We start from the raw sequence: 25,927 nt of genomic DNA, 5'->3' as shown, positions 1-25,927 counted from the left end.
TTCAGCTCGCACCCCCACTGCCGGCGCCGGGGCCGGGATGGTCGCCGCCCCGGATCTGGTCGACGGCGTGCACCAGCAGGGGTGCCAGCACGGCCAGGCCGTCCTTCACCCCGCCGGTCGAGCCCGGCAGGTTGACGATCAGGGTCTCGCCGGCCAGTCCGGCCAGGCCCCGGGAGAGCGCCGCGGTCGGCACCTTCTCGCGTCCGTACGCCCGGACGGCCTCCGCGATGCCCGGCACCTCCCGGTCGATCACCTTGCGGGTGGCCTCGGGGGTGCGGTCGGTGGGCGAGACGCCGGTGCCGCCGGTGGTGACCACGACGTCGTACCCGGCCGCGACGGCGGCGCGCAGCGCGTTCTCCACCGGGTCCCCGTCGGGCACTACCTGCGGTCCGTCGACGGCGAAGCCGAGGCCGCGCAGACCCTCCGCGAGCAGCGGTCCGCCCCGGTCCTCGTAGACCCCGGCGGCCGCCCGGTTGGAGGCGGTCACGACCAGGGCGGCGTAGGCCGTCGTCAGCGCGTCGTCGAGCGACGCCGTGCCGCTCATGAGCGGCTCCAGTCGCCCGACTTGCCGCCCGTCTTCTCCTCCACCCGCACGTCCGTGATGACCGCTCCCTTGTCCACGGCCTTGACCATGTCGACCACGGTGAGCCCGGCGACACAGACCGCGGTGAGGGCCTCCATCTCGACGCCCGTGCGGTCCGTGGTGCGCACCGTGGCCACGATCTCCACGGCGTCGTCCGCGACCGACAGGTCCAGTTTCACACCGGACACCGCGAGCGGGTGGCACAGCGGGATCAGGTCGGGGGTGCGCTTGGCGCCCATGATGCCCGCGATCCGCGCCGTGGCCAGGGCGTCACCCTTGGGCATCCCCTCCCCGCGCAGCAGTTCGACCACGCGCGGCGAGACCAGGACCCGGCCGGCGGCGCGGGCGGTACGCGCGGTCACGGCCTTGTCGGACACGTCGACCATACGGGCGGCGCCCGCGTCGTCGAGGTGGGTCAGTCGGTCCTGCACAGGCGGTCCGGGGGTCTCCCCCCGGGAAGGCACAGTCATGGTGTGGCGCGCTCCCGGTCCGGGCCCGTCGCGGTGCGGCGCACGGGCCTGTTGTGCGCGACACGGTACCGCCAAGCCGGGGCGCGCAGCGGGCCAGGACCGTCCTGCGAACGGGTACCCGCGCGGGGCTCAGCCGAGCAGGACGACCTCGACCTCGGTGCCGGGCTCGACGGAGGTCACGTCCTCGGGGACGACGATCAGCGCGTCGGCGTGCGCGAGGGCGGCCACCAGATGGGATCCGGAGCCGCCGACCGGCCGGACGACGCCGTCGGTGTGGCTGCCGCGCAGGAACTGTCTGCGGCCCGCCGGGGAGGTCAGTGCCTTGTCCGCGGTCAGGGTCGCGCGCGTGGTGGGCCGGTGGATGTCCGCGAGCCCCATGAGGGTGCGGATGACCGGCCGGACGAACAGCTCGAAGGAGACGTACGACGACACCGGGTTGCCGGGCAGGGCGAGGAGCGGGATGTGGTCGGCGCCGATGGCGCCGAAGCCCTGGGGTTTGCCGGGCTGCATGGCGAGCTTGCGGAACTCGATGCCGCTGCCCGGCTCGTCCTCGTCGCCGACGTGCGCCAGCGCCTCCTTGACCACGTCGTACGCCCCGACGCTGACGCCGCCCGTGGTGACCATGAGGTCGGCGCGCACGAGCTGGTCCTCGATGGTGGAGCGGAGGATGTCGGCGTCGTCGGCGACGGCGCCGACCCGGTAGGCGATCGCGCCGGCGTCGCGCGCGGCCGCGGTGAGCGCGAAGCTGTTGGAGTCGTGGATCTGACCGCTGCCCAACTGCTCTCCGGGCTGGACCAGCTCGCTGCCGGTGGACATGACGACCACGCGCGGGCGGGGCCGTACCCGCACGGTGCCGCGGCCGATCGCGGCGAGCAGGGCGATCTGCGGGGGCCCCAGGACGGTGCCCGCCTCCAGGGCCAGGTCGCCCGCCCTGACGTCGCTGCCCTTGGCCCGCACATGGGCGCGTGCCTCGGCGGGCCGGTGCACCCGCACCAGTCCGCGGGCGCCCCCGGGGTCGAGGCCGGCGGCCCGCATCCCGCTGACCGGCCCCTCGCCGAGTCCGCCGTCGGTCCACTCCACGGGGACGACGGTCTCGGCACCGGGCGGCAGCGGCGCGCCCGTCATGATGCGGGCGGCCTGGCCGGGGCCCACGTCGAGCAGGTCGCGCCGGCCGGCCGCGACGTCCCCGACGACGTCCAGGACGGCCGGGAACTCCTCGCTCGCGCCCGCGACATCCGCCACCCGTACCGCGTACCCGTCCATGGAGCTGTTGTCGAACGGCGGCAGGGCCCCCGGCGCCAGGACGTCCTCGACCAGGACGCAGCCCTGGGCGTCGAGGAGTTGGAGCTCGATCGGTTCCAGGGGGCGGACGGTGGCAAGGATGTCCTGAAGGTGCTCGTCCACCGACCAGGTACGGTCCTGGTCTGCGGTGCGGGGCGCGGCGGTGCTCAACGTCGCTACATCTCCTCGGCTACGTAACTGCGAAGCCAGGTCCGGAACTCCGGGCCCAGGTCTTCACGTTCGCACGCGAGTCTGACAATGGCACGCAGGTAGTCGCCACGGTCGCCGGTGTCATAGCGGCGGCCCTTGAAGACGACGCCGTGCACGGGTCCGCCGACCTTCTCGTCCTGCGCCAACTGCTGGAGCGCGTCGGTGAGCTGGATCTCGCCGCCGCGGCCCGGCTCGGTGGTGCGGAGTATGTCGAAGATGTGCGGGTCGAGGACATAGCGGCCGATGACCGCGTAGTTCGACGGGGCGTCCGCCGGGTCGGGCTTCTCGACCAGACCGGTCACCTTGACGACGTCGCCGTCCTCGGTGGTCTCCACGGCCGCGCAGCCGTAGAGGTGGATCTGCTCGGGTGCGACCTCCATGAGCGCGATGACGCTGCCGCCGCGCTGTTCCTGGACCTCGACCATGCGCGCCAGCAGCGGGTCACGGGGGTCGATCAGGTCGTCGCCGAGCAGCACGGCGAAGGGTTCGCGGCCCACGTGCGGGGCCGCGCACAGCACGGCGTGACCGAGTCCCCTGGGGTCGCCCTGACGCACGTAGTGCATGGTCGCGAGGTCGCTGGACTCCTGCACCTTGGCGAGCCGCGCGGCGTCGCCCTTCTTCTGCAGGGCCGACTCGAGCTCGTAGTTGCGGTCGAAGTGGTCCTCGAGCGGGCGCTTGTTGCGGCCTGTGATCATGAGGACGTCGTCGAGCCCGGCGGCCACGGCCTCCTCGACCACGTACTGGATCGCCGGCTTGTCGACGACCGGCAGCATCTCCTTGGGAGTGGCCTTGGTGGCCGGCAGGAACCGGGTGCCGAGGCCTGCTGCGGGAATGACAGCCTTGCTGATCCTGGGGTGCGACTGGGTCATGGCCGACACCCTATCGGGTGCGCTTGTGAACAATCTGTGGTCCGGATTATTTTCGGCTCACATGAACGCATTGAGACCATATAGGAGTACTTTGTGCATCGCGGCAGGCCTCCCGTCCATTCTGACAAGCGGACGTTGCGACGCGATCTCCTTCAGGTGAGAAACAGGCTTACCGCGGATGACGTGGAGGCGGCCTCGGACGCGCTGGCGGAGCGGGCACTGGAACTGCCCGAACTGGCCCGCGCGGGCACGGTGGCCGCCTACGTCTCGGTGGGGAGCGAACCCGGGACGCTCGCGCTCCTGGACGCGCTGCGCGCGCGGGAGGTGCGGGTGCTGCTTCCGGTGCTGCTGCCCGACAACGACCTGGACTGGGGCGAGTACGCCGGAGCGGAATCCCTCGCGCGCGTGCGGCACGGCGGGAAGATGGCACTGCTGGAACCGGCCGGTGAGCGCCTGGGCCCGGACGCGGTGACCGCGGCGGACGCGGTGCTGCTGCCCGGCCTCGCCGTCGACACGCGCGGCATGCGCCTGGGGCGCGGCGGAGGCTCGTACGACCGGGTGCTGGCCCGGCTGGAACGCTCGGGCGCCCACCCCGCGCTCGTGGTGCTGCTCTACGACCCGGAGGTCGTGGAGCACGTTCCCGAAGAGGCGCACGACCGGCCGGTCCACGCGGTGGTGACACCGTCGGCCGTGCGCCGCTTCGGGAACGTCTGACTCAGCGTCCGCCGGGTCGGCTGCGACGGCTCACGGCTCGAGCACCAGTGTGTCGCTCGTGCCGGAGTCGACCGCCTTCTGCGAGAACGCCCAGGGCAACAGCTCGCCGGCGGCCCACTTGTCCGTCTGGTCGGTGTAGTGGGCGCTGTAGGCGTGCCCGGAGGCACCGGTGAGGTTGATCCACTTCGACTTGTCGAGATCGGCGAGGTTGACCACCATCCGCATCGACGGCACCCAGACGACGCCGTAGCCGCCGGCCGCGTTCCAGCCGGTCGCGTCCACCGCCGCCTCGCCGCCGCCGAGCTCCCAGGGGCCGCGGTTGAGGACGTACTGGAGGAAGGCCGGACCCGCGGTGCCCAGGGTCTGGTTCTTCAGGAACAGGCGGTGCAGCCGGCCCCAGCTCCAGGTGTCGATGTCCTTGCCGAGCTTGGCGGTCAGCTCCCAGCGGCCGTCGATCATGGCGCGTTCGAACAGCTTGTCCCGGTCGTCGTGCGCCCCGGGGCGGGTGCCCGACGCGGGCGTCGTCCACCAGTCGCTGTTCTTGTCGTCCATCAGGTTGCGCACCACCTCGAACCAGCGGTCGCCGCCGTCGGGCTGCGCCTGGTCGGCCTCCCGCCGGCCGCACTCGCGCACCTTCTCGGTGTCGTCCACCGCGCTGGTGCTCTTCGCCGGGTCCACGTACAGGCACTGGCCCTCGACCCGCAGCTCCTTGGGCAGCTTGTTGCCGAAGGCGAGCTTGAGGATGTTGCGCCAGACCGAGTTGAAGTAGGCGGCGGCCGCCGAGTCGGGATCCTGCGTGTAGTCCCAGCCCTCCAGGAGCTTCTGCGCCTGGCGGACGTCCGGGTCATCGATGTCGATCTTGAGCAGCGCCGGGACGAGCAGCTTGGCGATCTCGCTGGAGTTGTCCAGCTGCATCTGGCGCATGTCGTCGGTGGAGATCTTGCCGCCGCCGTCGATCTTGCCCTTGATCAGGCTGTTGATCCGCTGGCTGCGGGTGCCGTAGCCCCAGTCCGTGGTCAGCGTGTAGGGGTAGGCGTCCTTGTCGACCACGGCCTGGTTGGCGGTGACGATGTAGCCGCGCTTGGGGTTGTACTCGTAGGGAAGCTCGGAGGACTTGATGTAGCCGGTCCACTTGTACTTGGAGTCCCAGCCCGGCGCCGGGACCGAGCCGTCCTGGCCCTTCGCGCGGGTGGGGATCTTCCCGGGCAGGGTGTAGCCGATGTTGCCGGAGCTGCCGGCTCCGTCGGCGTAGACGAGGTTCTGCGAGGGCACGTCGAACAGCTTCGCCGCGTCGCGGAAGTCGCCCCAGTCGGCCGCCCTGTCCATCGCGAAGACGGCGTCCATGGAGGTGCCCGGGTCGAGGGCGGTCCACCTGAGCGCGATGCCGTAGCCGTCGCCCCGGTCGGGTGCCTCGGTACCGACGCCGGCCTTCTTGCCGACCTCGACGAGCTCGTCGTCACGGTCGGACAGCAGCGGCATGCCGTCGGCGGTCTGGCGCACGACGATCTTCTTGGACGCGCCGCCGGCGACCTTGATGGTCTCCGTACGCGTCTTGAAGGGCCTGGTCTTGCCGTCGTACAGGTAGCCGTCGCCGGAGAGCTTCTCCAGGTAGAGGTCGGTGACGTCGACGCCGGAGTTGGTCATGCCCCAGGCGATGTCCGCGTTGTGGCCGATTATCACGCCGGGCATGCCCGCGAAGGTGTAGCCCGCGACGTCGTACTGGCACTTGGCGGAGACCGTGCGGCAGTGCAGGCCCATCTGGTACCAGACCGAGGGCAGCGCGGCCGACAGGTGCGGGTCGTTGGCCAGCAGCGGCTTGCCGGTGATGGTGTGCTCGCCGGAGACGACCCAGGAGTTGGAGCCGATCCCGTTGCCGTTCACGCCGACCGCCGTCGGGAGGTCGTCCAGGATCTCGTACAGGCCCGAGAGCTGGCTCTGCAGAGCGGTCCCGCCGGCGGCGGAACCGGAGGTACCGCTCGCGGAGGTGCCGCCCGAGCCGCTCGTACCGCTGCCCTGCTCGTACGTCCCGGACAGCTCGTCGTACTTACCCTCCTGGACGATCGTCCGGTTCCGGTCGTACGGGTACTCCGGGTACAGGTCGGCGATCTGCTTCGGGCCGAGGCGGCTGGTCATCAGCGACCGGTCGATCTCGTCCTGCATGTTGCCGCGCAGGTCCCAGGCCATCGCCTTGAGCCAGGCGACCGAGTCGACCGGGGTCCACTCGGTGGGCTTGTAGTCGTTGGTGAACCCCAGAGCGGCGTACTCCAGGGAGATGTCCTTGCCGTCCTTGCCCTTGAGGTAGGCGTTGACTCCCTTGGCGTACGCCTGGAGGTACTTCTTCGTGTCGGCCGACAGCTTCGTGTCGTACTCCTGCTTCGCCACCCGGTCCCAGCCCAGGGTGCGCAGGAACTCGTCGTTCTTGACCTGGCTCTGGCCGAACATCTCCGAGAGGCGGCCGGAGGTCAGGTGCCGGCGCACGTCCATCTCGTAGAACCGGTCCTGCGCCTGGACGTAGCCCTGCGCCATGAACAGGTCCTCGTCGGAGGAGGCGTAGACCTGCGGGATCCCGTTGCCGTCACGCTTGACGTCGACCGGCCCCGAGAGGCCGTCGAGGGTTATCGAACCCGTGGTCTGCGGGAAGGAGGCCCGGACCGTGCTGATGGACCAGTACGCCCCGTAGGCCACGCCACCAATGATGGCCAGTACCAGGACGAGCACGACGAGGCGCAGTTTGCGCCCCTTCTTCCTGCCGGACTTGCCGGGCTTGTCACCCGTTGTGGCGGTGGTGTTGGGGGGCATCGCTGTCCTTGCTGTCCTAACGCGAGCGGCAGGCGGTCCTGGAGTGCTGGAGCAACCATAGGCGCAGGGCCCCGAGCCGCTTGACGCGGAGTCGGGAACTGGCACGGACGGACGTTCGACCCCGACACGGCGACCGTCAAGAAATCGTCAAGAGTTAGGTAAGGTAACGAAGTACTTGGGGATGCGGCGCGCGAGCGTTGTGTCCGATATACGTGTGCGCCCCTCGCGCTGAAGCGCGTGAGCCAGGGAAGGGAACGGCCACTGACTGTCCACCACCTCAACCAGCTCCTGCTCGCCTGCTCGCTCGTCCTGCTCGTCGCCGTGGCAGCGGTCCGCATCTCCTCGCGCAGCGGGCTTCCCAGCCTGCTCGTGTACCTGGGGATAGGCGTCCTGATGGGCCAGGACGGCCTCGGCCACATCCACTTCGCCAGCGCCGAGATGACCCAGGTCATCGGCTACGCGGCGCTCGTCGTGATCCTGGCCGAGGGCGGTCTGGGCACGAAGTGGAAGGAGATCAAACCGGTCCTTCCGGCCGCCACCGCGCTGGCGCTGGGCGGGGTGGCGGTGAGCGTCGGGGTGACGGCCGCCGGCGCGCACTACCTGATCGGGCTCGAATGGCGGCAGGCGCTCATCATCGGGGCGGTGGTGTCCTCCACGGACGCGGCGGCGGTCTTCTCCGTGCTGCGCCGGATCCCGCTGCCCGCGCGCGTGACGGGCATGCTGGAGGCGGAGTCCGGCTTCAACGACGCCCCGGTGGTCATCCTGGTCGTCGCGTTCTCCACCGCGGGCCCCTTCGAGCACTGGTACGTCCTGGTCGGCGAGATCGTGCTGGAACTGGCCATCGGCGCCGCCATCGGCCTCGCGGTGGGACTGCTGGGCTCCTGGGGTCTCAGGCACGTCGCCCTGCCCGCCTCCGGTCTCTACCCGATCGCCGTCATGGCCATCGCGGTCATGGCCTACGCGGCCGGCTCCCTGGCGCACGGCAGCGGCTTCCTGGGCGTCTACCTAGCCTCGATGGTCATGGGCAACGCCAAGCTGCCCCACTGGCCCGCCACCCGCGGCTTCGCCGACGGGCTCGGCTGGATCGCCCAGATCGGCATGTTCGTCCTGCTCGGCCTGCTGGTCACCCCGCACGAACTGGGCGACGACGTGTGGCCCGCCCTCGTCATCGGCCTGGTGCTGACGATGGTCGCGCGACCGCTGAGCGTCGTGCTCTGCCTGACCCCGTTCCGGATTCCCTGGCAGGAGCAGGCCCTGCTGTCCTGGGCCGGACTGCGCGGCGCCGTGCCCATCATCCTGGCCACGATCCCCATGGTGAACGGCGTCGACGGCAGCCACCGCATCTTCAACATCGTCTTCGTGCTGGTCGTCGTCTACACCCTGATCCAGGGGCCGACGCTGCCCTGGCTGGCCCGCAAGCTGGAACTGGGCGAGGGCTCCGAGGCCGCCGACCTCGGCATCGAGTCCGCGCCCCTGGAGCGGCTGCGCGGGCATCTGCTGTCCGTCGGGATCCCGTCCGAGTCGAAGATGCACGGCGTCGAGGTCAACGAACTGAGACTGCCGGCCGGGGCCGCGGTCACCCTCGTCGTACGCGACGGGACCTCGTTCGTGCCGTCGCCGACGACGGTGCTGCGGCGCGGCGACGAACTCCTCGTGGTCGCCACGGACCCGGTCCGCGACGCGGCCGAACGGCGACTGCGCGCGGTGGGCCACGGCGGCAAGCTGGCCGGATGGCTCGGCGCGGACGGGCCCCGCGAGCCGGGCGGGACCGGCAGAGCACGCAGGCGGTAGCGGGATCGCCCCCGCCCGGTGCGCGGCGGGGACGCCTCGGCCCGGCGCCGTGGCGGGAACGCACGGCACGGTGCAGCGGCGGGGCCGCACGGCGCGGGGCCGTGCGGCCCCGCGGTGACCTCCTGTGTCCCGCAGGCGCGTTAAGGGCATGTTTCGTACGGTTCACACCCCAGCCGTTCACAGGCGGACGCGTCGACAGTGCCCGCTTTCACAGGTGCACCGGGCGCTGATCCCTGTACGATGAAGGCTTACCTTGATCGAACCAACTCTGCCTGACGCAGTGCTGGCGCGACCGTATGGCGGCCGGGAAGCCTCCCTCGACACAGGCCCCGGCATCTACCGCAGTTCCGCGCGAGAGGACAGCGCTCGGCGTCCCCGCACGGGCGCGCTACCAGGCGGCAGAAAGGCACGGGCCGTGGCATCCACGGTCACCGACGAGCCGTCGAAGAACTCGCCGGACTCTCCGTCCCGCCCCGGTTACGGGTCGCTGCTGCGCACCCGCGGCGCCTGGACGTTCCTGCTTCCGGGCTTCGCCGCGCGCCAGCCGTTCGCGATGCTCACGATCTCCATCGTGCTGCTCGTGCAGCACACCACCGGCTCGTACGGCGCAGCGGGCGCCGCCGCTGCCGCCACCGGCGTCTCCATGGCCCTGTTCGCGCCCTACAGCGGCCGCCTCGCCGACCGCTACGGACAGCGCGCGGTGCTGGTCCCCGGCGTCCTCGTCCACACGCTCTCCGGGCTGACCCTCACGGCGCTCGCGCTGGCCCACGCGCCCCTGTGGGCGCTGTTCGCGGCGGCCGTGCCCACCGGTGCCTCGGTGCCGCAGGTCGGGCCCATGGTCCGGGCCCGCTGGGGCGTGAAGCTCAAGGACTCCCCGCTGATGACGACCGCGGCGGCCTTCGAGTCCGTCACGGACGAGCTGACCTTCGTCCTCGGCCCGCTGCTCGCCACCGCGCTGTGCACCGCCGTGACCCCCTCGGCGGGCCTGGTCGCGGAGGCCACGCTGACCCTGGTCGGCGGTCTGCTGTTCGCCGCACGCAAGAGCACCCAGCCTTCCGTGGCCCCCCAGGGGCACGCACGCGTGGCGCACGAATCCGCCCTGCGCGTGCCCGGCGTGCGCGTACTGGTCGTCACCTTCCTGGGCATCGGGTCCGTCTTCGGCGGCATGCAGGTCTCACTGGCCGCGTTCACCGAGTCGATCGGCGAGCCCGGCCTGAACGGCGTCCTGTACGGGGTGTTCGCCGCGGGCAACATGCTCTCCGGCCTGGTCTGCGGCGCGATCGCCTGGCGGGTCGCCCCGCAGCGGCGCCTGGTCGTGGGCTACGCGGCCCTCGCACTGACCGCCTCCGGCCTCTGGGCCGCGCACTCGGTCCTGGTCCTGGCCGGGCTCGGCCTGCTGGTCGGCATGTGCATCGCACCTTCCCTGATCACCGGCTACACCCTGGTCGAGAAGCTGGTTCCGGCGGGGGCCCGCACCGAGGCCTTCACCTGGCTGACCGGCGCGGTGGCGCTGGGCCAGGCGGCCGCCGTCACGGTCGCCGGACAGCTGGAGGACCGCCTCGGCGACGGGACCGGGTTCCTAGTGCCGATGGGCGGCACGGTGCTGGCGCTGGCGACCCTGATCGCCCTGCGCTCACGGCTCGCCGTACACCCGCATGGCCGCACCGTCGCACGTGGCGTCGGTCACCGAGTGCCGATGACGGTGGACTGATCCCCGGGAATACGTCACTATGGACCGTCGTTAGCACTCATCGAGTGAGAGTGCCAGGAGGAAGACAGTGCCGACCTACCAGTACCAGTGCACCGAGTGCGGCGAGGGCCTCGAGGCGGTGCAGAAGTTCACCGACGACGCCCTGACCGTCTGCCCCAACTGCGATGGCCGCCTGAAGAAGGTGTTCTCCGCGGTCGGCATTGTCTTCAAGGGCTCCGGCTTCTACCGGAACGACAGCCGCGGCTCCTCGTCGAGCAGTTCGCCGGCCGCGTCGAAGTCCTCGACGTCCACGGACTCGAAGTCGGCGTCCACCACGTCCTCGGCCTCGTCGTCCTCGGACTCGAAGTCGTCGAGCTCCAGCTCCTCGGCCGGCAGCTCCGCCGCCTAGGACCCCGCACACCGCATCGGGACCCCGCCGTCGCACGACGGCGGGGTCCTGTGCATTCCGACAGCGGGGTCCGGTGCGCCTCTACGGCGAGGTCCGGTGCGCCTCTACGGCGAGGTCCGGTGCGCTCCGACGGCGAGGTCTGGTGCACTCCTACGGCGAGGTCCGGTGCACTCCTACGGCGAGGTCCGGTGCACTCCTACGGCGAGGTCCGGTGCACTCCTACGGCGAGGTCCGGTGGGTCCGCGGTACCGACCGGCGTTCCCCCGCGAGCGCCCGCTAGTGTGCTGAACATGGCGAACGCAGAGCTCGACGTCAGCGCGGAGATCGGTGTCATCGGCGGCTCCGGTTTCTACTCGTTCCTCGACGACGTGACCGAGATCCAGGTCGACACGCCCTACGGGCCGCCCAGCGACTCCCTCTTCCTCGGCGAGATCGCGGGCCGTCGGGTGGCGTTCCTGCCCCGGCACGGACGCGGCCACCATCTGCCACCGCACCGCATCAACTACCGGGCCAACCTGTGGGCCCTGCGCTCGGTCGGCGTCCGGCAGGTCCTCGGCCCGTGCGCGGTGGGCGGCCTGCGCCCCGAGTACGGGCCGGGCACCCTGGTCGTGCCCGACCAGTTCGTCGACCGTACGAAGTCCCGGGTCGGGACGTACTTCGACGGGCTGCCGCTGCCGGACGGCACGGTGCCGAACGTCGTGCACGTGTCCCTGTCCGACCCCTACTGCCCCGTGGGGCGCGCGGCCGCGCTGAAGGCGGCGCGCGGGCGGGACTGGGATCCGGTGGACGGCGGCACGCTCGTCGTGGTCGAGGGGCCGCGCTTCTCGACCCGCGCCGAATCGCTGTGGCACCAGGCCCAGGGCTGGTCCGTGGTGGGCATGACCGGCCACCCCGAGGCGGCCCTCGCCCGTGAACTGGAGCTCTGCTACACCTCCATGAACCTGGTCACGGATCTGGACGCGGGCGCCGAGTCCGGGGAGGGCGTCTCGCACGACGAGGTGCTGCGGGTGTTCGCCGCGAACGTGGACCGGCTGCGCGATGTGCTGTTCGACGCGGTGGCCGCACTGCCCCCGGCCGGGGACCGCGACTGCCTGTGCACGACGGCACTCGGCGGGATGGATCCGGGGTTCGCACTGCCGTAGGCGTTCGCCCTGCCGTGGGCGTTCGCACTGCCGTGAGCGAGGGCCCGGGAGGGCGGAACGCCTCGTTCGGGTGAGGGAGTTGTCCACAGTCCGCCGGTCGTCCACGGGCGTCGGCGGGCCGTGGCGCGAAGCCTCATCGTGGGAGCACACGCCGATCCCACGTCGCAGGCGGTGATCCAGATGCCCTTCCCTCCCCCCGGCCCTCGCTTCCCGACCCGTCTCCCTCCCCCAGGCCCTACCCTGCCCTCGTTTCCCTCGCTCTCCTCGCTCTCCTCGCTCTCTTCCTCCCTCTCGACGCTTTCACCGGACGTGCCCGCGCCCCGTCCGCCCGGCACCGACGCCCCCGCCACCTGCGAGGTGCCGCACTTCGCCCCGGTGCGCATCCGGGGCGCGCGGCACCGGCTGCACCGGCTCGTACGGCACCGGGAGCGGGCCGTCGCGCTCGGCATCGTCGTCACCGCGGCCGCGCTCGTGGCGGCCGGTCCCCAGGACACCGAACGGGCCCGCGGCCGTCCGGACCGGGCCGCGCCCGAAAAGCCGGCCGACGGCGCCCCCGCCGGGCGGCACCGCGCCGTCGAGACGGTGACGGCACCGGTGCGGATCGCGGACGCGGCCACCGTCCGACTGCTGCGCCCGGGCGACCGCGTCGACGTCATCGCCGCCGGTCCGGCGGCCACGGGCGGGGACGCCCGGGTGGTCGCCCGCGGGGCGCTGGTGACGCGGCTGCCCACGCCGGTGGACCCCACGGCCGAGGGCGGCGCCCTGGTGGTGCTCTCCGTGGAGCGCGCCACCGCGGCCCGTCTGGTGGGAGCGGCCACGACGCAACGGCTGGCGGTGACGCTGTGCTGAGCCACGCCGTCCGGGTCCAAACCGTTCCAAGTCCCCCTTCCGAGGCACCCGCCGGGGCAGGGCGAACCCGCTCTGCCGTAGGTTGCGGAGCGCTTTGTTCCACAGCCTGTGCACGCGAGAAGAGGGCCTTAGGTGAGCAAGAAGCAGGAGACGGGTGTCTGGCAGGGCTTCAAGGCCTTCCTGATGCGCGGAAACGTCGTCGACCTGGCAGTGGCGGTGGTGATCGGCGCCGCCTTCACCAACATCGTCAACTCGCTGGTGAAGGGCATCATCAACCCGCTGGTCGGCGCGGTCGGCACGCAGAACCTCGATGCCTACAGTTCGTGCCTGAGTTCGTCCTGCAAGGGCAACCAGGGCATCCGGCTGCTGTGGGGGTCGGTCCTCGGCGCCACCCTGAGCTTCCTGATCACCGGCGCGGTCGTGTACTTCCTCATGGTGCTGCCGATGTCGAAGTACCTGGCCCGGCAGGAGGCCCGCAAGAAGGCGCGGCAGGGCACGCACGAGGTCATCGAGGTGACCGAGCTGGAGGTGCTCAAGGAGATCCGCGACGCCCTGGTCGCGCAGCGAGGTTCCGGCTACAACGGACCCTCGCACCGCGGTTACGACGGACGCCAGTAGGGCCGTCTCGCACGCGGACGGCGGCCGGACCGGCCCCGGCTCGGACGGCGACGGCCCGCACCCACCGGGATCAGATGTGGTGGGGCGGCTTCTCGTCGAGGAAGCGCTTCAGGTCGGCCGCGCTGTCGCCGTCCGTGCGCGGCCGTTCGCCCCAACCGCGGTCCGTGTCGTCGGCGGACGGCCGGTCCAGCGGGTCGTCGAAGATCAGCGCGGCCTTCGGGTCGCGCGGTCCGGGGGCGGATTCGGTCGTCATGCCTCCAGGGTACGGCCCTGGAGGCACCCGTCCGCCGGACCCGCGACGCCTGCCGTGTGCGGGGCCGTACAGGAACTTTCCGGACGCATCTGCTGTGCTTGGGCGCATGACCTCCAGCCCCACCCCACGGCCCACGCCCCCAAGACCGCCGAGCGGTCTCGTCGCACGCGACCGCGCCGAGACCCACCGGGTCGCCTCCCCGCTCGAGCTTTTCTTCGACCTGTGCTTTGTCGTGGCCATCGCACAGGCGGGCGCCGAGCTGGTGCACGCCCTGGCGGAGGGGCACGTCGGACAGGGCGTCCTGAACTACGCGATGGTCTTCTTCGCCATCTGGTGGGCCTGGATGAACTTCACCTGGTTCGCCTCGGCCTACGACAACGACGACGCCCTCTACCGAGTCGTCACCCTGGTCCAGATCGCCGGTGTCCTGGTGCTGGCCGCCGGGGTGTCGCAAGCCTTCGAGAACCGTGACTTCACCGTCGTCTGGATCGGCTACGTGATCATGCGGCTGGCGATGGCGACGCAGTGGCTGCGGGCTGCGCGGACCGCCGAGGGCGCCGAGCGGAGCACCGCGCTGCGGTACGCGGGGGGCGTGCTGGTCTGCCAGATCGGCTGGACGGGCCTGGTGCTCCTGCCGGAACACGCCCGTCCCTGGCTGTTCCTGGTGATGGTGATCGCGGAGCTGTGCGTGCCGGTCTACGCGGAACGGACCTTCACCACGACCTGGCACCCGCACCACATCGCCGAGCGGTACGGCCTGTTCACGATCATCGTGCTCGGCGAGACGGTCGCCGCGGCCACGGTCGCCGTGAAGACGGCCGTGCACGAGCACGACGCGCTCGGCGAGTTGCTGCCGATCGCGGCCGGCGGTCTGCTGATCGTGTTCTGTGCGTGGTGGATCTACTTCGTGGTGCCGATCCACGGGCATCTGCACTCCAGCAGAGAGGCGTTCCTCTGGGGCTACGGCCACTACCTGATCTTCGCCTCCGCGGCCGCGATCGGCGCCGGCCTCGAACTGGCCGTGGAGCAGACGGTGGGCCAGGCGCACATCTCCGCCCTGGCCGCCTCGGCCGCCGTGACCCTGCCCACGGCCCTCTACCTGGTCACCCTGTGGGCGCTGCACGCACGGCACTTCAAGGTGGGCATCGCCCAGCAGTCGGTCCTGCCGGCCACGGCGCTGCTGGTGATCTGCTGCACCTTCCTCGGCGAGTGGGCGGTGCTCGCGACCGGCCTGGTGTCGGCGCTGGGGGTGGTGGTCGGCTCGACGCTGACGGCCCGTACGCACGCCGGACCGCACCGGGAGACGGGGGACGCACCGGCCGTGTGACGCCCTCGGGCCCGACGACGCGTGGCACCCCGGGTCCGACGGCGGGTGCGCGACGGTGCGCGAAGCGGCCCGCGGGACGACGGGCGGAGCGACACTGATCCCCATGACAGTCGACGCTTTGACCGACGTGGCCGGTGTGCGGGTGGGACACGCGACGCGCACCGGCGAGGGGTGGCTCACCGGCACCACGGTCGTGCTCGCCCCGGAGGGCGGGGCCGTCGCCGCCGTGGACGTGCGCGGCGGCGGCCCCGGCACCAAGGAGACCGACGCCCTCGACCCGCGCAACCTGGTGGAGCGGGTCGACGCGATCGTCCTGACCGGCGGCAGTGCGTACGGGCTCGACGCGGCGTCGGGGGTGATGGCCTGGCTGGAGGAGCAGGGGCGCGGGGTGTCCGTGGGCTCGGATCCGGCGCATGTCGTGCCGGTGGTGCCCGCCGCCTGCATCTTCGACCTGGGCCGGGGCGGCTCCTTCCGGGCCAGGCCGGACGCGGCCACCGGGCGGGCCGCGGTGGAGGCGGCCGCGGCGACCGCACCCGGCGCCCCCGTGCCCGAAGGGTGCGTGGGCGCGGGCACCGGAGCGGCGGCCGGGGTGCTCAAGGGCGGGATCGGCACCGCGAGCGCCGTCCTGGAGTCGGGGATCACGGTGGCCGCGCTGGTGGTGGCCAACGCGGCGGGCTCGGTGATGGATCCGGAGACAGGAGCGCTCTACGGGGAGTACTTCCAGGGGCGGGTGGAGTATCCGTCGGCGCAGGTGCACCGGGCCGCGCGGCTGCGTCTGGCCGAGGCCGCCCGCAGGAACACGCCCCCGCCGCTGAACACGACGCTCGCGGTGGTCGCCACCGAAGCCCGGCTCTCGAAGGCCCAGGCACAGAAGCTGGCGGGCACGGCCCACGACGGGATCGCACGCGCCGTACGGCCGGTGCATCTGCTCCACGACGGGGACACCGTGTTCACACTGGCGACGGGGGCGCATCCTCTCGACAGCGAGGACAGCGAGGACAGCGAGGGCATCAAGGACATCGAGCGCCCACGCGCCTTGAACGAACTCCTCGAAGCGGGCGCGGACCTCGTGACCCGGGCGATCGTGCGCGCCGTCCGGGCGGCCGAGTCGGTGGACGGACCGGGGGGCGCGTGGCCGTCGTACGAGACGCTGTACGGGACGGAGGTCGGCCGAGACGGCCGCCGGGAGCGCTGAGCGGGGCGACGGCGGCGCCCAAATCCCCCGCGTCAGCGGAGTTGATGACGGGTACCTCATCGAACTGTCCCTGTTCTGTCACGTGACACCCTTCCGGGCGGCGGCCGGGAACCCCTGCCACGCCGGGTCACTCCTTCTCCACGTATGTGAGCGGAACCCGTACACCACACAGACCTGGAGCAGATCGTGACAACGCCGAAGAAGTCAGCGCGGCGCGTGATGGGGGCCTGTGCCGCCCTGATCGTCGGCACCCTCACCCTCACCGCCTGCGGCGGCAACGCCAACGCCGGGACCGGGGACGACAAGGGCGGCACGAGCACCGCCAGGACGTCCACGGCGAAGATCGCCATCTCGGCCGCGGACGGCTCGACCGGCGCGTCGATCAACTCGACCGGCGTGCGGGTCAGCGGCGGCACCCTGACCGACGTGAAGATGACGGTCGCGGAGACCGGGCAGGCCGTGGACGGGGCCCTGTCCGCCGACGGCAGCAACTGGAAGCCGAAGAACCGGCTGGAGCGCGGGACCAAGTACCGGATATCGGCGACCGCGAAGGACTCGGGCGGCCGTACCTCCGCCGCGAACTCCGTCTTCACCACCGTCTCGTCGGCGAACAGCTTCATCGGCACGTACACGCCCGACGACGGCACGACGGTCGGCGTCGGGATGCCGGTGTCGTTCACCTTCGACAAGGCCATCACCGACACGAAGGCCGTCCAGTCGCACATCAAGGTCACCTCCAGCAGCGGGCAGCAGGTGGCCGGGCACTGGTTCGGCGCGCAGCGGCTGGACTTCCGCCCCGACCAGTACTGGAAGGCCGGCTCCAAGGTCACGATGAACATCGACCTGGACGGCGTGCAGGGCGCGAACGGCGTCTTCGGGGTACAGAAGAAGACCGTCACCTTCACCATCGGCCGCTCGCAGGTCTCCACGGTCGACGTCGACACGCAGACCATGACGGTGGTGCGCGACGGCCGGACCGTCAAGTCGGTCCCGATCTCCTCGGGCAGCCCGGAGCACACCACGTACAACGGGCAGATGGTGATCTCCGAGAAGTTCACGCAGACCCGGATGGACGGATCGACGGTCGGCTACGGCGGCGAGTACGACATCTCGGACGTGCCGCACGCGATGCGCCTGACCAACTCCGGCACCTTCGTCCACGGCAACTACTGGTACCAGAAGTCCGCCCCGCCCTTCGGGCAGACCGGCACCAGCCACGGCTGCGTGGGACTCCAGGACGTACAGGGCGCCCAGGGGGACACGCCCGCCAAGTGGTTCTACGACAATTCACTCATCGGGGACGTCGTGGTCGTCCGGAACTCCCCCGACAAGACCGTGGCGCCGGACAACGGACTCAACGGCTGGAACATGCCGTGGGACGAGTGGACCGCGGGCAGCGCCGTCTGACGACGGGCCTCCCATCGAGGACGTCCGCCCGGAACTCCCTTTTGACCAGCGGATTTTGACGATACGGCGGGCCGTGCGGGAACTTCCCGCACGGCCCGCGCGTTTTCCCTGTGCACGTTTTCCCGGTTCCCGGACATGATGTCCGACCGAGGGGCTACGGTATGCACCCACAAGGTGACATGCAGCAACGCCAGGAGAAACCTTGAGCGTTCCGTACGAGACCGCAGCGTACGAACCACCCGAGTCGCCCGAGTCTCCGGAAGAGCACCTCGCGCGACTCCTCGGTCGTGCCCTGAACTCCTTCGAGCTGCCCGACGAGGTGATCCGGCGGCTCGACTGCGCTCTGGCGCACGACAGTTCACTGCACTCCGCGCACCACAGCGCGGGGCTGCATCGCGAGACCTACCGGCACACCTGGCTGCTCGCCGACGGCTCGGCGCTGACCCTGTGGGAGCTCGTCCACAACACCGCGCCGGGCGGCGACCCCCAGCACGAGGTGTACGTCGACGAGGAGGAACTGCGCGCCGCCACCTCCCGGCTGTCCTTACCGCCCGACACCCCCGATTTCGAACTGCCGGTGCAGGTGCAGCTCTCACCGCTCCCCCAGCCGCGGCACGCGTACACGCCCGACGACTCGGCGGACCATGCGCGCCGGCTCCTGCGCCGGGCGGAGAACCCGGACCGTCCGGGCGCGGACACGGCCGAACTGCTGGCGTCGGCGTTCGCCCACCAGATCACCCAGGCCTTCGGCCGCCCGTGCCGCGCGGGCCGGATCGGCCTGTGCTTCGCGCTCTACGAGCACGCGTTCCTGCTGCGGGACGGCCGGGAGATCGCCCTGTGGGAGGTCGAGCACACGGAGACGCCCGACGGTCGGCACATGTGCGAGGTCTACCCGAGCGAGGACGCCGCCCGCGAGGCGATGGAACGGCGCGCGGCACGCCGTTCCTGACGGACCCGGGGCCCGCTCGGTCAGCCGCCCGCGCCGAACCGCTTGACCAGGCCCGCGAAGGCGTCCTCCTCGGCCGGAGTCAGCTCCACGGACTCCAGCTGCGGGCCCGTCTGCCGCTGGGCCGGAAGGCCGGACAGCACGGAAGAGGCGGGCAGCACCGGGAGAGCGGCCAGGCCGGCAGGGCCGGAACGCCACCCGGAGACCCCGCCGCGGCTGCCGTCGCGGCCGCGGCCCAGGACGCGGGTCAGGCACATCACCCAGACGACCGCCGCCGCCAGAGCCAGGACCGCCACACCGGCCAGCTGAGGGATCGAGAGATGCTCGGACATGCGGTCCAGTAGACACCAGCGGCCACGCATCAGGCCTGTACCGTGACGCATCTCGCAGATACGACAGTTGTGGCGGTTGACGCAGAAGCAGCGATTACGACATCCGAAGACGGTCGTCGACGGCTGTCGAAGATCGGCACGGACAGGCGCCGATCAACTCACAGCACGTCAAAGGGACATGCGGACGGCCGCAGCTCCCGGTCCCCCGGGGAGCTGCGGCCGTCCGGTCCGCCCGTCCGTGCGCCTACGCCGCTACCGGCTGCTTGCGCTGCGCCTCCGCCGTGGCCGCGCCCCGCGTCCGCGCCGCCGGGTCCTCGGCGAGCGGTGCGCGCAGGCCCTTGAGGAGGACGACCAGAGCCGTCGTGACGCAGACGCCCGCGGCGAGGGCGATCAGGTACAGGAGCGGGTTGCCGATCAGCGGCACCACGAAGATGCCGCCGTGCGGGGCGCGCAGGGTGGCGCCGAAGGCCATCGACAGCGCTCCGGTGACCGCGCCGCCCGCCATCGCGGACGGGATGACCCGCAGCGGGTCGGCCGCCGCGAACGGGATCGCGCCCTCGGTGATGAAGGAGGCGCCCAGCACCCAGGCGGCCTTGCCGTTCTCCCGCTCGGTCTGGGTGAAGAGCCGGCCGCGCACGGTCGTGGCCAGCGCCATCGCCAGCGGCGGCACCATGCCGGCCGCCATCACGGCCGCCATGATCTTCATGGCCGAGTCGCTCGGGGCGGCGACCGCGATACCGGCGGTGGCGAAGGTGTAGGCGACCTTGTTGACCGGGCCGCCGAGGTCGAAGCACATCATCAGGCCGAGCAGGCCGCCGAGCAGGATGGCGTTGGAGCCGGTGAGGTGGTTCAGCCAGTCGGTCATGCCCTTCTGCGCGGCGGCGATGGGCTTGCCGATGACCACGAACATCAGGAACCCGACGATCGCCGCGGAGATCAGCGGGATCACGACCACCGGCATGATGCCGCGCATCGCGGCCGGGACCCTCACCCGCTGGATCGACAGCACCACGCCGCCGGCGATCAGACCGGCCGCGAGACCGCCGAGGAAGCCCGCGTTGATGGTCAGCGAGATCGCGCCGCCGACGAATCCGGGGACCAGGCCGGGGCGGTCCGCCATGCCGTAGGCGATGTAGCCGGCCAGCACCGGGACCAGGAAGCCGAAGGACACGACACCGATCTGGAAGAGCAGTGCGGCCCAGCTGTCCGTCTGGGTCCAGACGAAGTGGTCCATGACCGACGGCGCCTTGTTGATCTTGTAGCCGCCGATCGCGAAACCGAGGGCGATCAGCAGACCGCCCGCGGCGACGAACGGGACCATGTAGCTGACGCCGCTCATCAGCCAGGTGCGCAGCTTGGTGCCGTAGCCCTCGCCGGCGCCGCCGGCCCGCTCGACCGGCGTGCCGGTGCCGGTGCCGTCCGCGGCGGCCGGCGCGGTGGCCTCGCCGCGTTCCGCCTTGCCGCGGACCTCGGCGATGAGTTCGGCGGGGCGGTTGATGCCCGCCTTCACGCCGACGTCGACGGTCGGCTTGCCGGCGAAGCGGTCCTTGTCGCGTACGGGGACGTCGTGCGCGAAGATCACGCCGTCCGCCGCGGCGACGACCGCCGGGTCGAGCCGGGCGAAGCCGGCCGAGCCCTGGGTCTCGACGACGACCTCGACGCCCGCCTCGCGGCCCGCGCTCTCCAGCGACTCGGCCGCCATGTAGGTGTGCGCGATCCCGGTGGGGCAGGAGGTGACGGCGACGATCCGGAAGGGGCGCTCGCCAGCGCCTGCGGGACCCGCCGCGGCGACCGCCGACGCCGGGCCCGCCGTCGTACCGCTGCCCGCCGTGGCGTCGGCGGAGGCCGCCACCGGCGCCACGGCGGTGTCCTGGGAGGTGGGCCCGGCGGCCGCGGCGTCCGCGGGGGAGCCGTCGGACGACTTGCCGATGTCCGCCGGCGTCTTCTCGCCGCGGATGAGCGCGGCCGCGTCGGCCGCGTCCCCGGCCGACCGCAGCGCGGCGGTGAACTCGTCGTTCATCAGCTGCCTGGCCAGCGAGGACAGGATGGTCAGATGGGCGTCGTCGGCGCCGGCCGGCGCGGCGATCAGGAAGATCAGGTCGGCCGGGCCGTCCGCCGCGCCGAAGTCGATGCCGGCCGGGCTGCGCCCGAAGGCGAGCGTCGGCTCGGTGACGTGCGCGCTGCGGCAGTGCGGGATGCCGATGCCGCCGTCGAGCCCGGTGGGCATCTGCGCCTCGCGGGCGGCGACGTCGGCGAGGAAGCCGTCCAGGTCGGTCACCCGGCCCCGGGCGGCCATGCGCTCGGCGAGGGCGCGTGCCGCCGCTTCCTTGGTGTCGGCGGACAGGTCGAGATCGACCAGGTCCGCGGTGATCAGGTCGCTCATCGCGGGCTCCTTCGCACGCGTATCGCCCGGGAAACGAACCGGACGCACAGGGGGACGGGGGTGGTGCTGTGGGGGAAGGCGGGGGCGGCGGGGCGGGGGTTCACGACACCGGCTCCGTCAGCTCGCGGTCCGTGGGGACCTCGGCCGCGACCGTCACCGCCGCCGGGGCCAGGTCCGCCGGGGTGGGCATGACGCTGCCGGGCAGCCGGACGGCGGCCGCGCCGTGCGCGACGGCCGAGGCGAGGGCCTCCGGGCCGCTGCCACCGGCGATCAGGAAGCCGGCCAGGGAGGCGTCACCGGCGCCCACGTTGCTGCGTACGGCGTCCACCCGCGCGTCGGCGAACCAGGCGCCCTCGGCGGCCACGAGGAGCTGCCCGTCGGCGCCGAGGCTCGCGAGCACGGCGCCCGCGCCCAGCGCGCGCAGTTCCTCGGCCGCCTTCAGCGCGTCGCCCACGGTCGACAGGGGGCGGCCGACGGCCTCGGCGAGTTCCTCGGCGTTCGGCTTCACCACGTCGGGCCGCTCGCGCAGCGCCTCCAGCAGCGCGGGGCCCGAGGTGTCCAGGGCGATCCGCACCCCCGCGGCATGGGCGCGGGCGACCAGGTCGGCGTACCACAACGGCGTGAGACCGCGGGGCAGGCTCCCGCAGCAGGCGATCCAGTCGGCGTCGCCCGACCGTGCGCGCACCGTCTCCAGGAGCAGTTCCTGCTCGTCGGGCGACAGTTCGGGACCCGGCGCGTTGATCTTCGTCAGGACGCCGTCCGCCTCCGCCAGGGCGATGTTCGAGCGGGTGGTACCGGCGACCGGGACCCGCGCGACCTCGATGCCCTGTGCGTCGAGGAGGCCGGCGACGAGCGCGCCCGGCGCGCCTCCCAGGGGGAGCACGGCGACCGTACGCCGCCCGGCGGCCGCGACGGCGCGCGAGACGTTCACGCCCTTGCCGCCGGGGTCCACGCGCTCGCCGGTGGCGCGGATGACGTCGCCGCGCTCCAGTGAGGGCACCTCGTACGTGCGGTCGAGGGACGGGTTGGGGGTGACGGTGAGAATCATGTGCGCACAACTTCCGTGCCGCCGCGCTCGATGACGGCGGTGTCCTCGGGACCGAGCCCGCTGTCGGTGATCAGCAGATCGACGTCGCCCAGGCCGCCGAAACGGGCGAAGTGCTCCTGCCCGTGCTTGGCGGAGTCGGCCAGCAGCACCACCCGGCGGGCGGCGGCGATCGCGGCCCGCTTCACCGCGGCCTCGGCCAGGTCGGGGGTGGTCAGACCGTGCTCCGCGGAGAAGCCGTTGGCGGCGACGAAGAGGACGTCGGCCCGGATCTCGCCGTACGCGCGCAGCGCCCAGGCGTCGACGGCGGCGCGGGTACGGTGCCGGACGCGCCCTCCGACGAGGTGGAGCTGGATGCCGGGGTGGTCCGCGAGGCGGGCCGCGATCGGCAGGCTGTGGGTGACGACGGTGAGCGAGGCGTCCAGCGGGACGGCCGCGGCGAGACGGGCGACCGTCGTACCGGCGTCGAGGATCACCGTTCCCTCGACCGGCAGTTCCGTGAGGGCCGCCTTGGCGATGAGGTCCTTCTCGTCCGCCGAGGTGGACTCGCGCTCGGCCAGATCGGGCTCGAAGTCGAGGCGTCCGGCCGGTATGGCGCCACCGTGGACCCGGCGGACCAGGCCCGCGCGGTCGAGGGCCTTCAGATCGCGGCGGATCGTTTCCGCGGTGACCTGGAACTCCTCGGCGAGTGACAGCACGTCCACGCGGCCGCCGTCACGGGCGAGCCGCAGGATCTCCTGCTGTCGCTCCGGTGCGTACATGTCCGTTCGCCTCCGACTGATGCCCGAATCTGTGGTTTCACCAGAACGGTACGCCCGGATTTCCGGAAAGTAAACAGGTTCGGGCATCAGGCGGACGCAAACGGGCTTCCGGCGGACTTCCCGGACGAGCTCCCACGGCCTCGCTACGGGGAGGGGAAACCGGAACGGCGGCGCCCGCAGGCACCGCCGTCCCGTCCGGATCGAAACCGGTGGCTCAGGACACCAGCTCCGAGGCGGGCGCCGAGGCCGCCGCGGGCTCCGGCCCCCGCTCCGCCGTGCCGGAGTCCGGCTCCGGCGCGCCCTCCACGTGCTGCGCCGGCCGCTTCGGCAGAGCGAACATCAGCAGGAAGATGACGGCCATCACCACGGCCACCCAGACCAGCGCGTGCTGGAAGGCGTTCACGAAGGACGGCCCCACCTGGTCCGCGGTCAGCCGGTCGCCGATCTCGCCGAAGAAGACCACCGACACCAGTCCGAGCCCCAGCGCGTTGCCCATCTGCTGCACGGTGTTGATGAGCCCGGACGCCGAACCGGAGTGCTCGCGCGGCACCTCCGACAGCACCGCGTCGGTCAGCGGGGCGACGATCAGGCCCATGCCCAGCCCCATCACGACCAGCGGCAGCGCCATCTGCCAGGAGGCGATGCCGAGCCCGTACCGCTCCGACTCTCCGATGTAGATCAGCACACCCGCCGCCATCAGCAGCGCGCCCGCCTGGAGCACACCACGCCCGAAGCGCGGCACCAGCTTCTGCACCGACAGGCCCGCCGCCGCCGACACCGCGATCGAGAAGGGCACCCCGGTCAGGCCCGCCCGCAGCGGCCTCCAGCCCAGCCCGATCTGCATGTACAGCGTCCAGACCAGGAAGAAGATGCCGAGGGCGACCCCGAACACGGTCTGCACGGCGATACCGGCCGCGAAGCTCTTCACCCGGAACAGCGACAGCTCGACCAACGGGGATCCGTCCCGCGCGGCCTTGCGCCGCTCGTACGCCACCAGCGCCCCGAAGACGACGAGCGAGCCCGCCATCGAGACGTACCCCCACACCGGCCAGCCCAGCTCACGCCCGCGGGTCAGCGGGTACAGCAGCATCAGCAGACCCAGCGTCACCAGCGCGACCCCGACCAGGTCCAGCTTGAGGGCCCGGGGGGCCTTGGACTCGGTGATGAAGCGGCTGCCGAGGAACAGGCCCAGGATGCCGACGGGCAGGTTGATGAGGAAGATCGGGCGCCATTCGAGACCGAAGAGGTTCCACTCCGTCAGCAGCGCGCCGAGCAGCGGCCCGGAGACCGCGCCCAGTCCGACGATCGCGCCGAACAGCCCGAACACCTTGCCCCGCTCATGGGCCGGGAAGGTGGCGTGCACGATGGACAGGACCTGCGGCACCATCATCGCCGCCATGCCGCCCTGGAGGATCCGGGAGGCGACCAGCATCTCCGGGTTCGCGGCGAAGCCGCACAGCGCGGACGCGATCGTGAACCCGCCGATGCCGACGAGGAACAGCCGCTTGCGGCCGTGGATGTCGCCGAGGCGGCCGCCCGTGACGAGCCCGGCGGCGAAGGCCAGCGCGTAGCCCGCGGTGATCCACTGGATCTGGCTGAAGGACGCGCCCGCGTCCTTCTGGATGGACGGGATGGCGATGTTGACGATGGTGACGTCGACAAGGTCCATGAAGGCCGCGGTCATCACGATCGCGAGGGCGAACCAGCGCCGCCGGTCGCCCACGTCGGGCTGAGCACTGAGAGGGGTCTCGGTGGAGGTCATATCCGCAATCTAGGACCGTATTAGGTCAGATCATGTCCTAGTTGTGCGGCATCCTCGAACTCATGACGACGGACACCCCGGCCCGGCTTCTCCAGCTCCTCTCCCTGCTCCAGACGCCCAGGGAGTGGCCCGGCGGCGAGCTCGCCGACCGGCTCGGAGTCTCCCGGCGCACGGTCCGGCGCGACATCGACCGGCTGCGCGAACTCGGTTATCCCGTGCAGGCGAGCAAGGGCGCCGACGGCGGCTACCGGCTGGTCGCGGGCAAGGCGATGCCGCCGCTCGTGCTCGACGACGAGGAGGCGGTGGCGATCGCGGTGGGGCTGCGCGCGGGCGCCGGGCACGCGCTGGAGGGCGTCGACGAGGCATCGGTGCGGGCGCTGGCCAAGCTGGAGCAGGTGCTGCCGTCCCGGCTGCGCCACCGGGTGGCCACCCTCCAGGCCGCGACCACTCCGCTGACCAGCGGGGACGGTGCCACCATCGCGCCCGAGACGCTGACCGTCATCGCCTCGACGGTGGCCGGGAGCGAGCGCCTGCGGTTCGCCTACCGGGCCGCGGACGGCACCCGGACCCGGCGCCTCACCGAGCCCTACCGGCTGGTGTCGACGGGACGGCGCTGGTACCTCGTCGCGTACGACCTCGACCGTGCCGACTGGCGTACGTTCCGGGTCGACCGGGTGGGCGAGCCGGTCGCGACGGGATCGCGGTTCGCTCCGCGGGAGCTGCCGACGGGGAGCGCGGCGGAATACCTGCGCCGGTCGATCCGGCGGCGGCAGGAGACGTACGCCTTCGAGGCCGTCTTCGCCGCACCGCCCGAGGCCGTCGCGGCCCGGCTGCCGGCCTGGTTCGCCGAGCCGGAGCCGACGGAGGCGGGCGGCTGCCGGGTACGGGGCACGACCGGCGATCCGATGGAGTGGCTGGCGATGCGGCTGGCGGTCCTGGGATACGAGTTCGAGGTCCGCGAGCCGGTGGAACTGGCGGCTTTCGTACGAGAGCTGGGCGGACGCCTGAGCCGGGCCGGGGGCGGGTGAGCGCGGGCGGGCCCCGCCTGGTCGCCGCCTTCGACCACCGGCACATCTTCATCGACCCGAACC

The 25,927-nt window shown here is 71.9% G+C and carries 23 protein-coding genes; 12 read left to right on the top strand and 11 right to left on the bottom strand.

The features are described from left to right. Position 1 precedes the first annotated feature (1 nt). The 4 genes from ACWC24_RS14485 to galU all read right to left on the bottom strand — a co-directional run bounded on the left by ACWC24_RS14485 (position 2) and on the right by galU (position 3,413). Entirely contained in the window at positions 2–544 is a 543-nt protein-coding gene (locus ACWC24_RS14485; protein ID WP_450663144.1) for a MogA/MoaB family molybdenum cofactor biosynthesis protein, read from the bottom strand. Continuing rightward, positions 541–1,053, bottom strand: a complete 513-nt coding sequence (gene moaC / locus ACWC24_RS14480; RefSeq protein ID WP_450663143.1) for a cyclic pyranopterin monophosphate synthase MoaC — start codon at positions 1,051–1,053, stop codon at positions 541–543. The genes ACWC24_RS14485 and moaC overlap by 4 nt, the downstream gene beginning before the upstream one ends. Positions 1,054–1,182: 129 nt before the next feature. Continuing rightward, positions 1,183–2,505 (bottom strand): molybdotransferase-like divisome protein Glp, encoded by a 1,323-nt coding sequence (glp, locus tag ACWC24_RS14475; protein WP_450663142.1) that lies wholly within the window; start codon positions 2,503–2,505, stop codon positions 1,183–1,185. A 5-nt stretch (positions 2,506–2,510) separates the two neighbouring features. Next, positions 2,511–3,413, bottom strand: a complete 903-nt coding sequence (gene galU / locus ACWC24_RS14470; protein ID WP_450663141.1) for a UTP--glucose-1-phosphate uridylyltransferase GalU — start codon at positions 3,411–3,413, stop codon at positions 2,511–2,513. A 156-nt stretch (positions 3,414–3,569) separates the two neighbouring features. Between galU and ACWC24_RS14465 the strand changes: the two genes are divergently transcribed. After that, positions 3,570–4,127, top strand: a complete 558-nt coding sequence (locus ACWC24_RS14465) for a 5-formyltetrahydrofolate cyclo-ligase (RefSeq protein ID WP_450663140.1) — start codon at positions 3,570–3,572, stop codon at positions 4,125–4,127. 30 nt (positions 4,128–4,157) lie between these two features. Here ACWC24_RS14465 and ACWC24_RS14460 read toward each other — a convergent pair whose 3' ends face one another. After that, the gene (locus ACWC24_RS14460; RefSeq protein WP_450663139.1) at positions 4,158–6,926 is read right to left on the bottom strand and encodes a penicillin acylase family protein; all 2,769 of its coding nucleotides are present in this window, start codon (positions 6,924–6,926) and stop codon (positions 4,158–4,160) included. Between the two features lie 228 nt (positions 6,927–7,154). Between ACWC24_RS14460 and ACWC24_RS14455 the strand changes: the two genes are divergently transcribed. From ACWC24_RS14455 to mscL, 6 genes are all read left to right on the top strand, one after another. Beyond that, positions 7,155–8,717 (top strand): potassium/proton antiporter, encoded by a 1,563-nt coding sequence (locus ACWC24_RS14455; RefSeq protein WP_450663278.1) that lies wholly within the window; start codon positions 7,155–7,157, stop codon positions 8,715–8,717. A gap of 415 nt (positions 8,718–9,132) precedes the next feature. Then, positions 9,133–10,428 (top strand): MFS transporter, encoded by a 1,296-nt coding sequence (locus tag ACWC24_RS14450; RefSeq protein WP_450663138.1) that lies wholly within the window; start codon positions 9,133–9,135, stop codon positions 10,426–10,428. A 67-nt stretch (positions 10,429–10,495) separates the two neighbouring features. Continuing rightward, positions 10,496–10,816, top strand: a complete 321-nt coding sequence (locus tag ACWC24_RS14445; RefSeq protein WP_450663137.1) for an FmdB family zinc ribbon protein — start codon at positions 10,496–10,498, stop codon at positions 10,814–10,816. A gap of 290 nt (positions 10,817–11,106) precedes the next feature. Then, on the top strand, positions 11,107–11,958 hold the full coding sequence (locus ACWC24_RS14440) for an S-methyl-5'-thioadenosine phosphorylase (RefSeq protein WP_450663136.1): 852 nt from the start codon (positions 11,107–11,109) through the stop codon (positions 11,956–11,958). A gap of 309 nt (positions 11,959–12,267) precedes the next feature. Further along, positions 12,268–12,807 (top strand): hypothetical protein, encoded by a 540-nt coding sequence (locus ACWC24_RS14435; protein WP_450663135.1) that lies wholly within the window; start codon positions 12,268–12,270, stop codon positions 12,805–12,807. A gap of 132 nt (positions 12,808–12,939) precedes the next feature. Next, complete coding sequence (mscL, locus tag ACWC24_RS14430) at positions 12,940–13,425, top strand: large conductance mechanosensitive channel protein MscL (RefSeq protein WP_450663134.1); 486 nt, start codon at positions 12,940–12,942, stop codon at positions 13,423–13,425. Positions 13,426–13,495: 70 nt separating this feature from the next. On the opposite strand, the gene ACWC24_RS14425 is transcribed toward mscL, so the two are convergent. Continuing rightward, positions 13,496–13,678 carry a hypothetical protein gene (locus tag ACWC24_RS14425; RefSeq protein WP_450663133.1) on the bottom strand — a complete coding sequence of 61 codons (183 nt, stop codon included), beginning with the start codon at positions 13,676–13,678 and terminating at the stop codon, positions 13,496–13,498. Between the two features lie 106 nt (positions 13,679–13,784). Between ACWC24_RS14425 and ACWC24_RS14420 the strand changes: the two genes are divergently transcribed. The 4 genes from ACWC24_RS14420 (at position 13,785) to ACWC24_RS14405 (ending at position 18,556) form a co-directional block, all read left to right on the top strand. Continuing rightward, positions 13,785–15,005: a low temperature requirement protein A gene (locus ACWC24_RS14420; protein WP_450663132.1), complete on the top strand. Its 1,221-nt coding sequence runs from the start codon at positions 13,785–13,787 to the stop codon at positions 15,003–15,005. 103 nt (positions 15,006–15,108) lie between these two features. Further along, the gene (locus ACWC24_RS14415; protein WP_450663131.1) at positions 15,109–16,200 is read left to right on the top strand and encodes a P1 family peptidase; all 1,092 of its coding nucleotides are present in this window, start codon (positions 15,109–15,111) and stop codon (positions 16,198–16,200) included. A gap of 186 nt (positions 16,201–16,386) precedes the next feature. Continuing rightward, entirely contained in the window at positions 16,387–17,607 is a 1,221-nt protein-coding gene (locus tag ACWC24_RS14410) for a L,D-transpeptidase (protein WP_450663130.1), read from the top strand. 202 nt (positions 17,608–17,809) lie between these two features. Beyond that, on the top strand, positions 17,810–18,556 hold the full coding sequence (locus ACWC24_RS14405; protein ID WP_450663129.1) for a DUF6227 family protein: 747 nt from the start codon (positions 17,810–17,812) through the stop codon (positions 18,554–18,556). Positions 18,557–18,576: 20 nt separating this feature from the next. On the opposite strand, the gene ACWC24_RS14400 is transcribed toward ACWC24_RS14405, so the two are convergent. The 5 genes from ACWC24_RS14400 to ACWC24_RS14380 form a co-directional block, all read right to left on the bottom strand. Next, entirely contained in the window at positions 18,577–18,885 is a 309-nt protein-coding gene (locus ACWC24_RS14400; protein WP_450663128.1) for a hypothetical protein, read from the bottom strand. A gap of 244 nt (positions 18,886–19,129) precedes the next feature. Next, complete coding sequence (locus ACWC24_RS14395) at positions 19,130–21,268, bottom strand: PTS fructose transporter subunit IIABC (RefSeq protein WP_450663127.1); 2,139 nt, start codon at positions 21,266–21,268, stop codon at positions 19,130–19,132. Positions 21,269–21,368: 100 nt separating this feature from the next. After that, entirely contained in the window at positions 21,369–22,316 is a 948-nt protein-coding gene (pfkB, locus tag ACWC24_RS14390) for a 1-phosphofructokinase (protein WP_450663126.1), read from the bottom strand. Continuing rightward, on the bottom strand, positions 22,313–23,074 hold the full coding sequence (locus ACWC24_RS14385) for a DeoR/GlpR family DNA-binding transcription regulator (protein ID WP_450663125.1): 762 nt from the start codon (positions 23,072–23,074) through the stop codon (positions 22,313–22,315). Before ACWC24_RS14385 ends, pfkB begins: the two co-directional genes overlap by 4 nt. Positions 23,075–23,288: 214 nt before the next feature. Further along, a complete protein-coding gene (locus ACWC24_RS14380) occupies positions 23,289–24,836 on the bottom strand; it encodes an MFS transporter (RefSeq protein ID WP_450663124.1) in 1,548 nt (515 codons plus the stop codon). A 62-nt stretch (positions 24,837–24,898) separates the two neighbouring features. On the opposite strand from ACWC24_RS14380, the gene ACWC24_RS14375 reads away from it, so the two are divergent. Then, on the top strand, positions 24,899–25,864 hold the full coding sequence (locus ACWC24_RS14375) for a helix-turn-helix transcriptional regulator (RefSeq protein ID WP_450663123.1): 966 nt from the start codon (positions 24,899–24,901) through the stop codon (positions 25,862–25,864). The last annotated feature ends 63 nt before the right edge of the window (positions 25,865–25,927 follow it).

It is taken from the genome of Streptomyces sp. NPDC001443 (genome assembly GCF_053597355.1).
Note: the sequence above shows the minus strand (reverse complement) of the source record. Positions and strands in the feature narration are given on the sequence as shown.

Excerpts from the sequence above, each read along its gene's own strand:
- pfkB (WP_450663126.1), bottom strand. The coding sequence starts at position 22,316 with ATGATTCTCACCGTCACCCCCAACCCGTCCCTCGACCGCACGTACGAG.
- moaC (WP_450663143.1), bottom strand. The coding sequence starts at position 1,053 with ATGACTGTGCCTTCCCGGGGGGAGACCCCCGGACCGCCTGTGCAGGAC.
- ACWC24_RS14415 (WP_450663131.1), top strand. The coding sequence starts at position 15,109 with ATGACAGTCGACGCTTTGACCGACGTGGCCGGTGTGCGGGTGGGACAC.
- galU (WP_450663141.1), bottom strand. The coding sequence starts at position 3,413 with ATGACCCAGTCGCACCCCAGGATCAGCAAGGCTGTCATTCCCGCAGCA.
- ACWC24_RS14440 (WP_450663136.1), top strand. The coding sequence starts at position 11,107 with ATGGCGAACGCAGAGCTCGACGTCAGCGCGGAGATCGGTGTCATCGGC.
- ACWC24_RS14425 (WP_450663133.1), bottom strand. The coding sequence starts at position 13,678 with ATGACGACCGAATCCGCCCCCGGACCGCGCGACCCGAAGGCCGCGCTG.
- ACWC24_RS14385 (WP_450663125.1), bottom strand. The coding sequence starts at position 23,074 with ATGTACGCACCGGAGCGACAGCAGGAGATCCTGCGGCTCGCCCGTGAC.
- ACWC24_RS14460 (WP_450663139.1), bottom strand. The coding sequence starts at position 6,926 with ATGCCCCCCAACACCACCGCCACAACGGGTGACAAGCCCGGCAAGTCC.
- ACWC24_RS14395 (WP_450663127.1), bottom strand. The coding sequence starts at position 21,268 with ATGAGCGACCTGATCACCGCGGACCTGGTCGATCTCGACCTGTCCGCC.
- ACWC24_RS14485 (WP_450663144.1), bottom strand. The coding sequence starts at position 544 with ATGAGCGGCACGGCGTCGCTCGACGACGCGCTGACGACGGCCTACGCC.
- ACWC24_RS14375 (WP_450663123.1), top strand. The coding sequence starts at position 24,899 with ATGACGACGGACACCCCGGCCCGGCTTCTCCAGCTCCTCTCCCTGCTC.
- ACWC24_RS14380 (WP_450663124.1), bottom strand. The coding sequence starts at position 24,836 with ATGACCTCCACCGAGACCCCTCTCAGTGCTCAGCCCGACGTGGGCGAC.
- ACWC24_RS14420 (WP_450663132.1), top strand. The coding sequence starts at position 13,785 with ATGACCTCCAGCCCCACCCCACGGCCCACGCCCCCAAGACCGCCGAGC.
- ACWC24_RS14400 (WP_450663128.1), bottom strand. The coding sequence starts at position 18,885 with ATGTCCGAGCATCTCTCGATCCCTCAGCTGGCCGGTGTGGCGGTCCTG.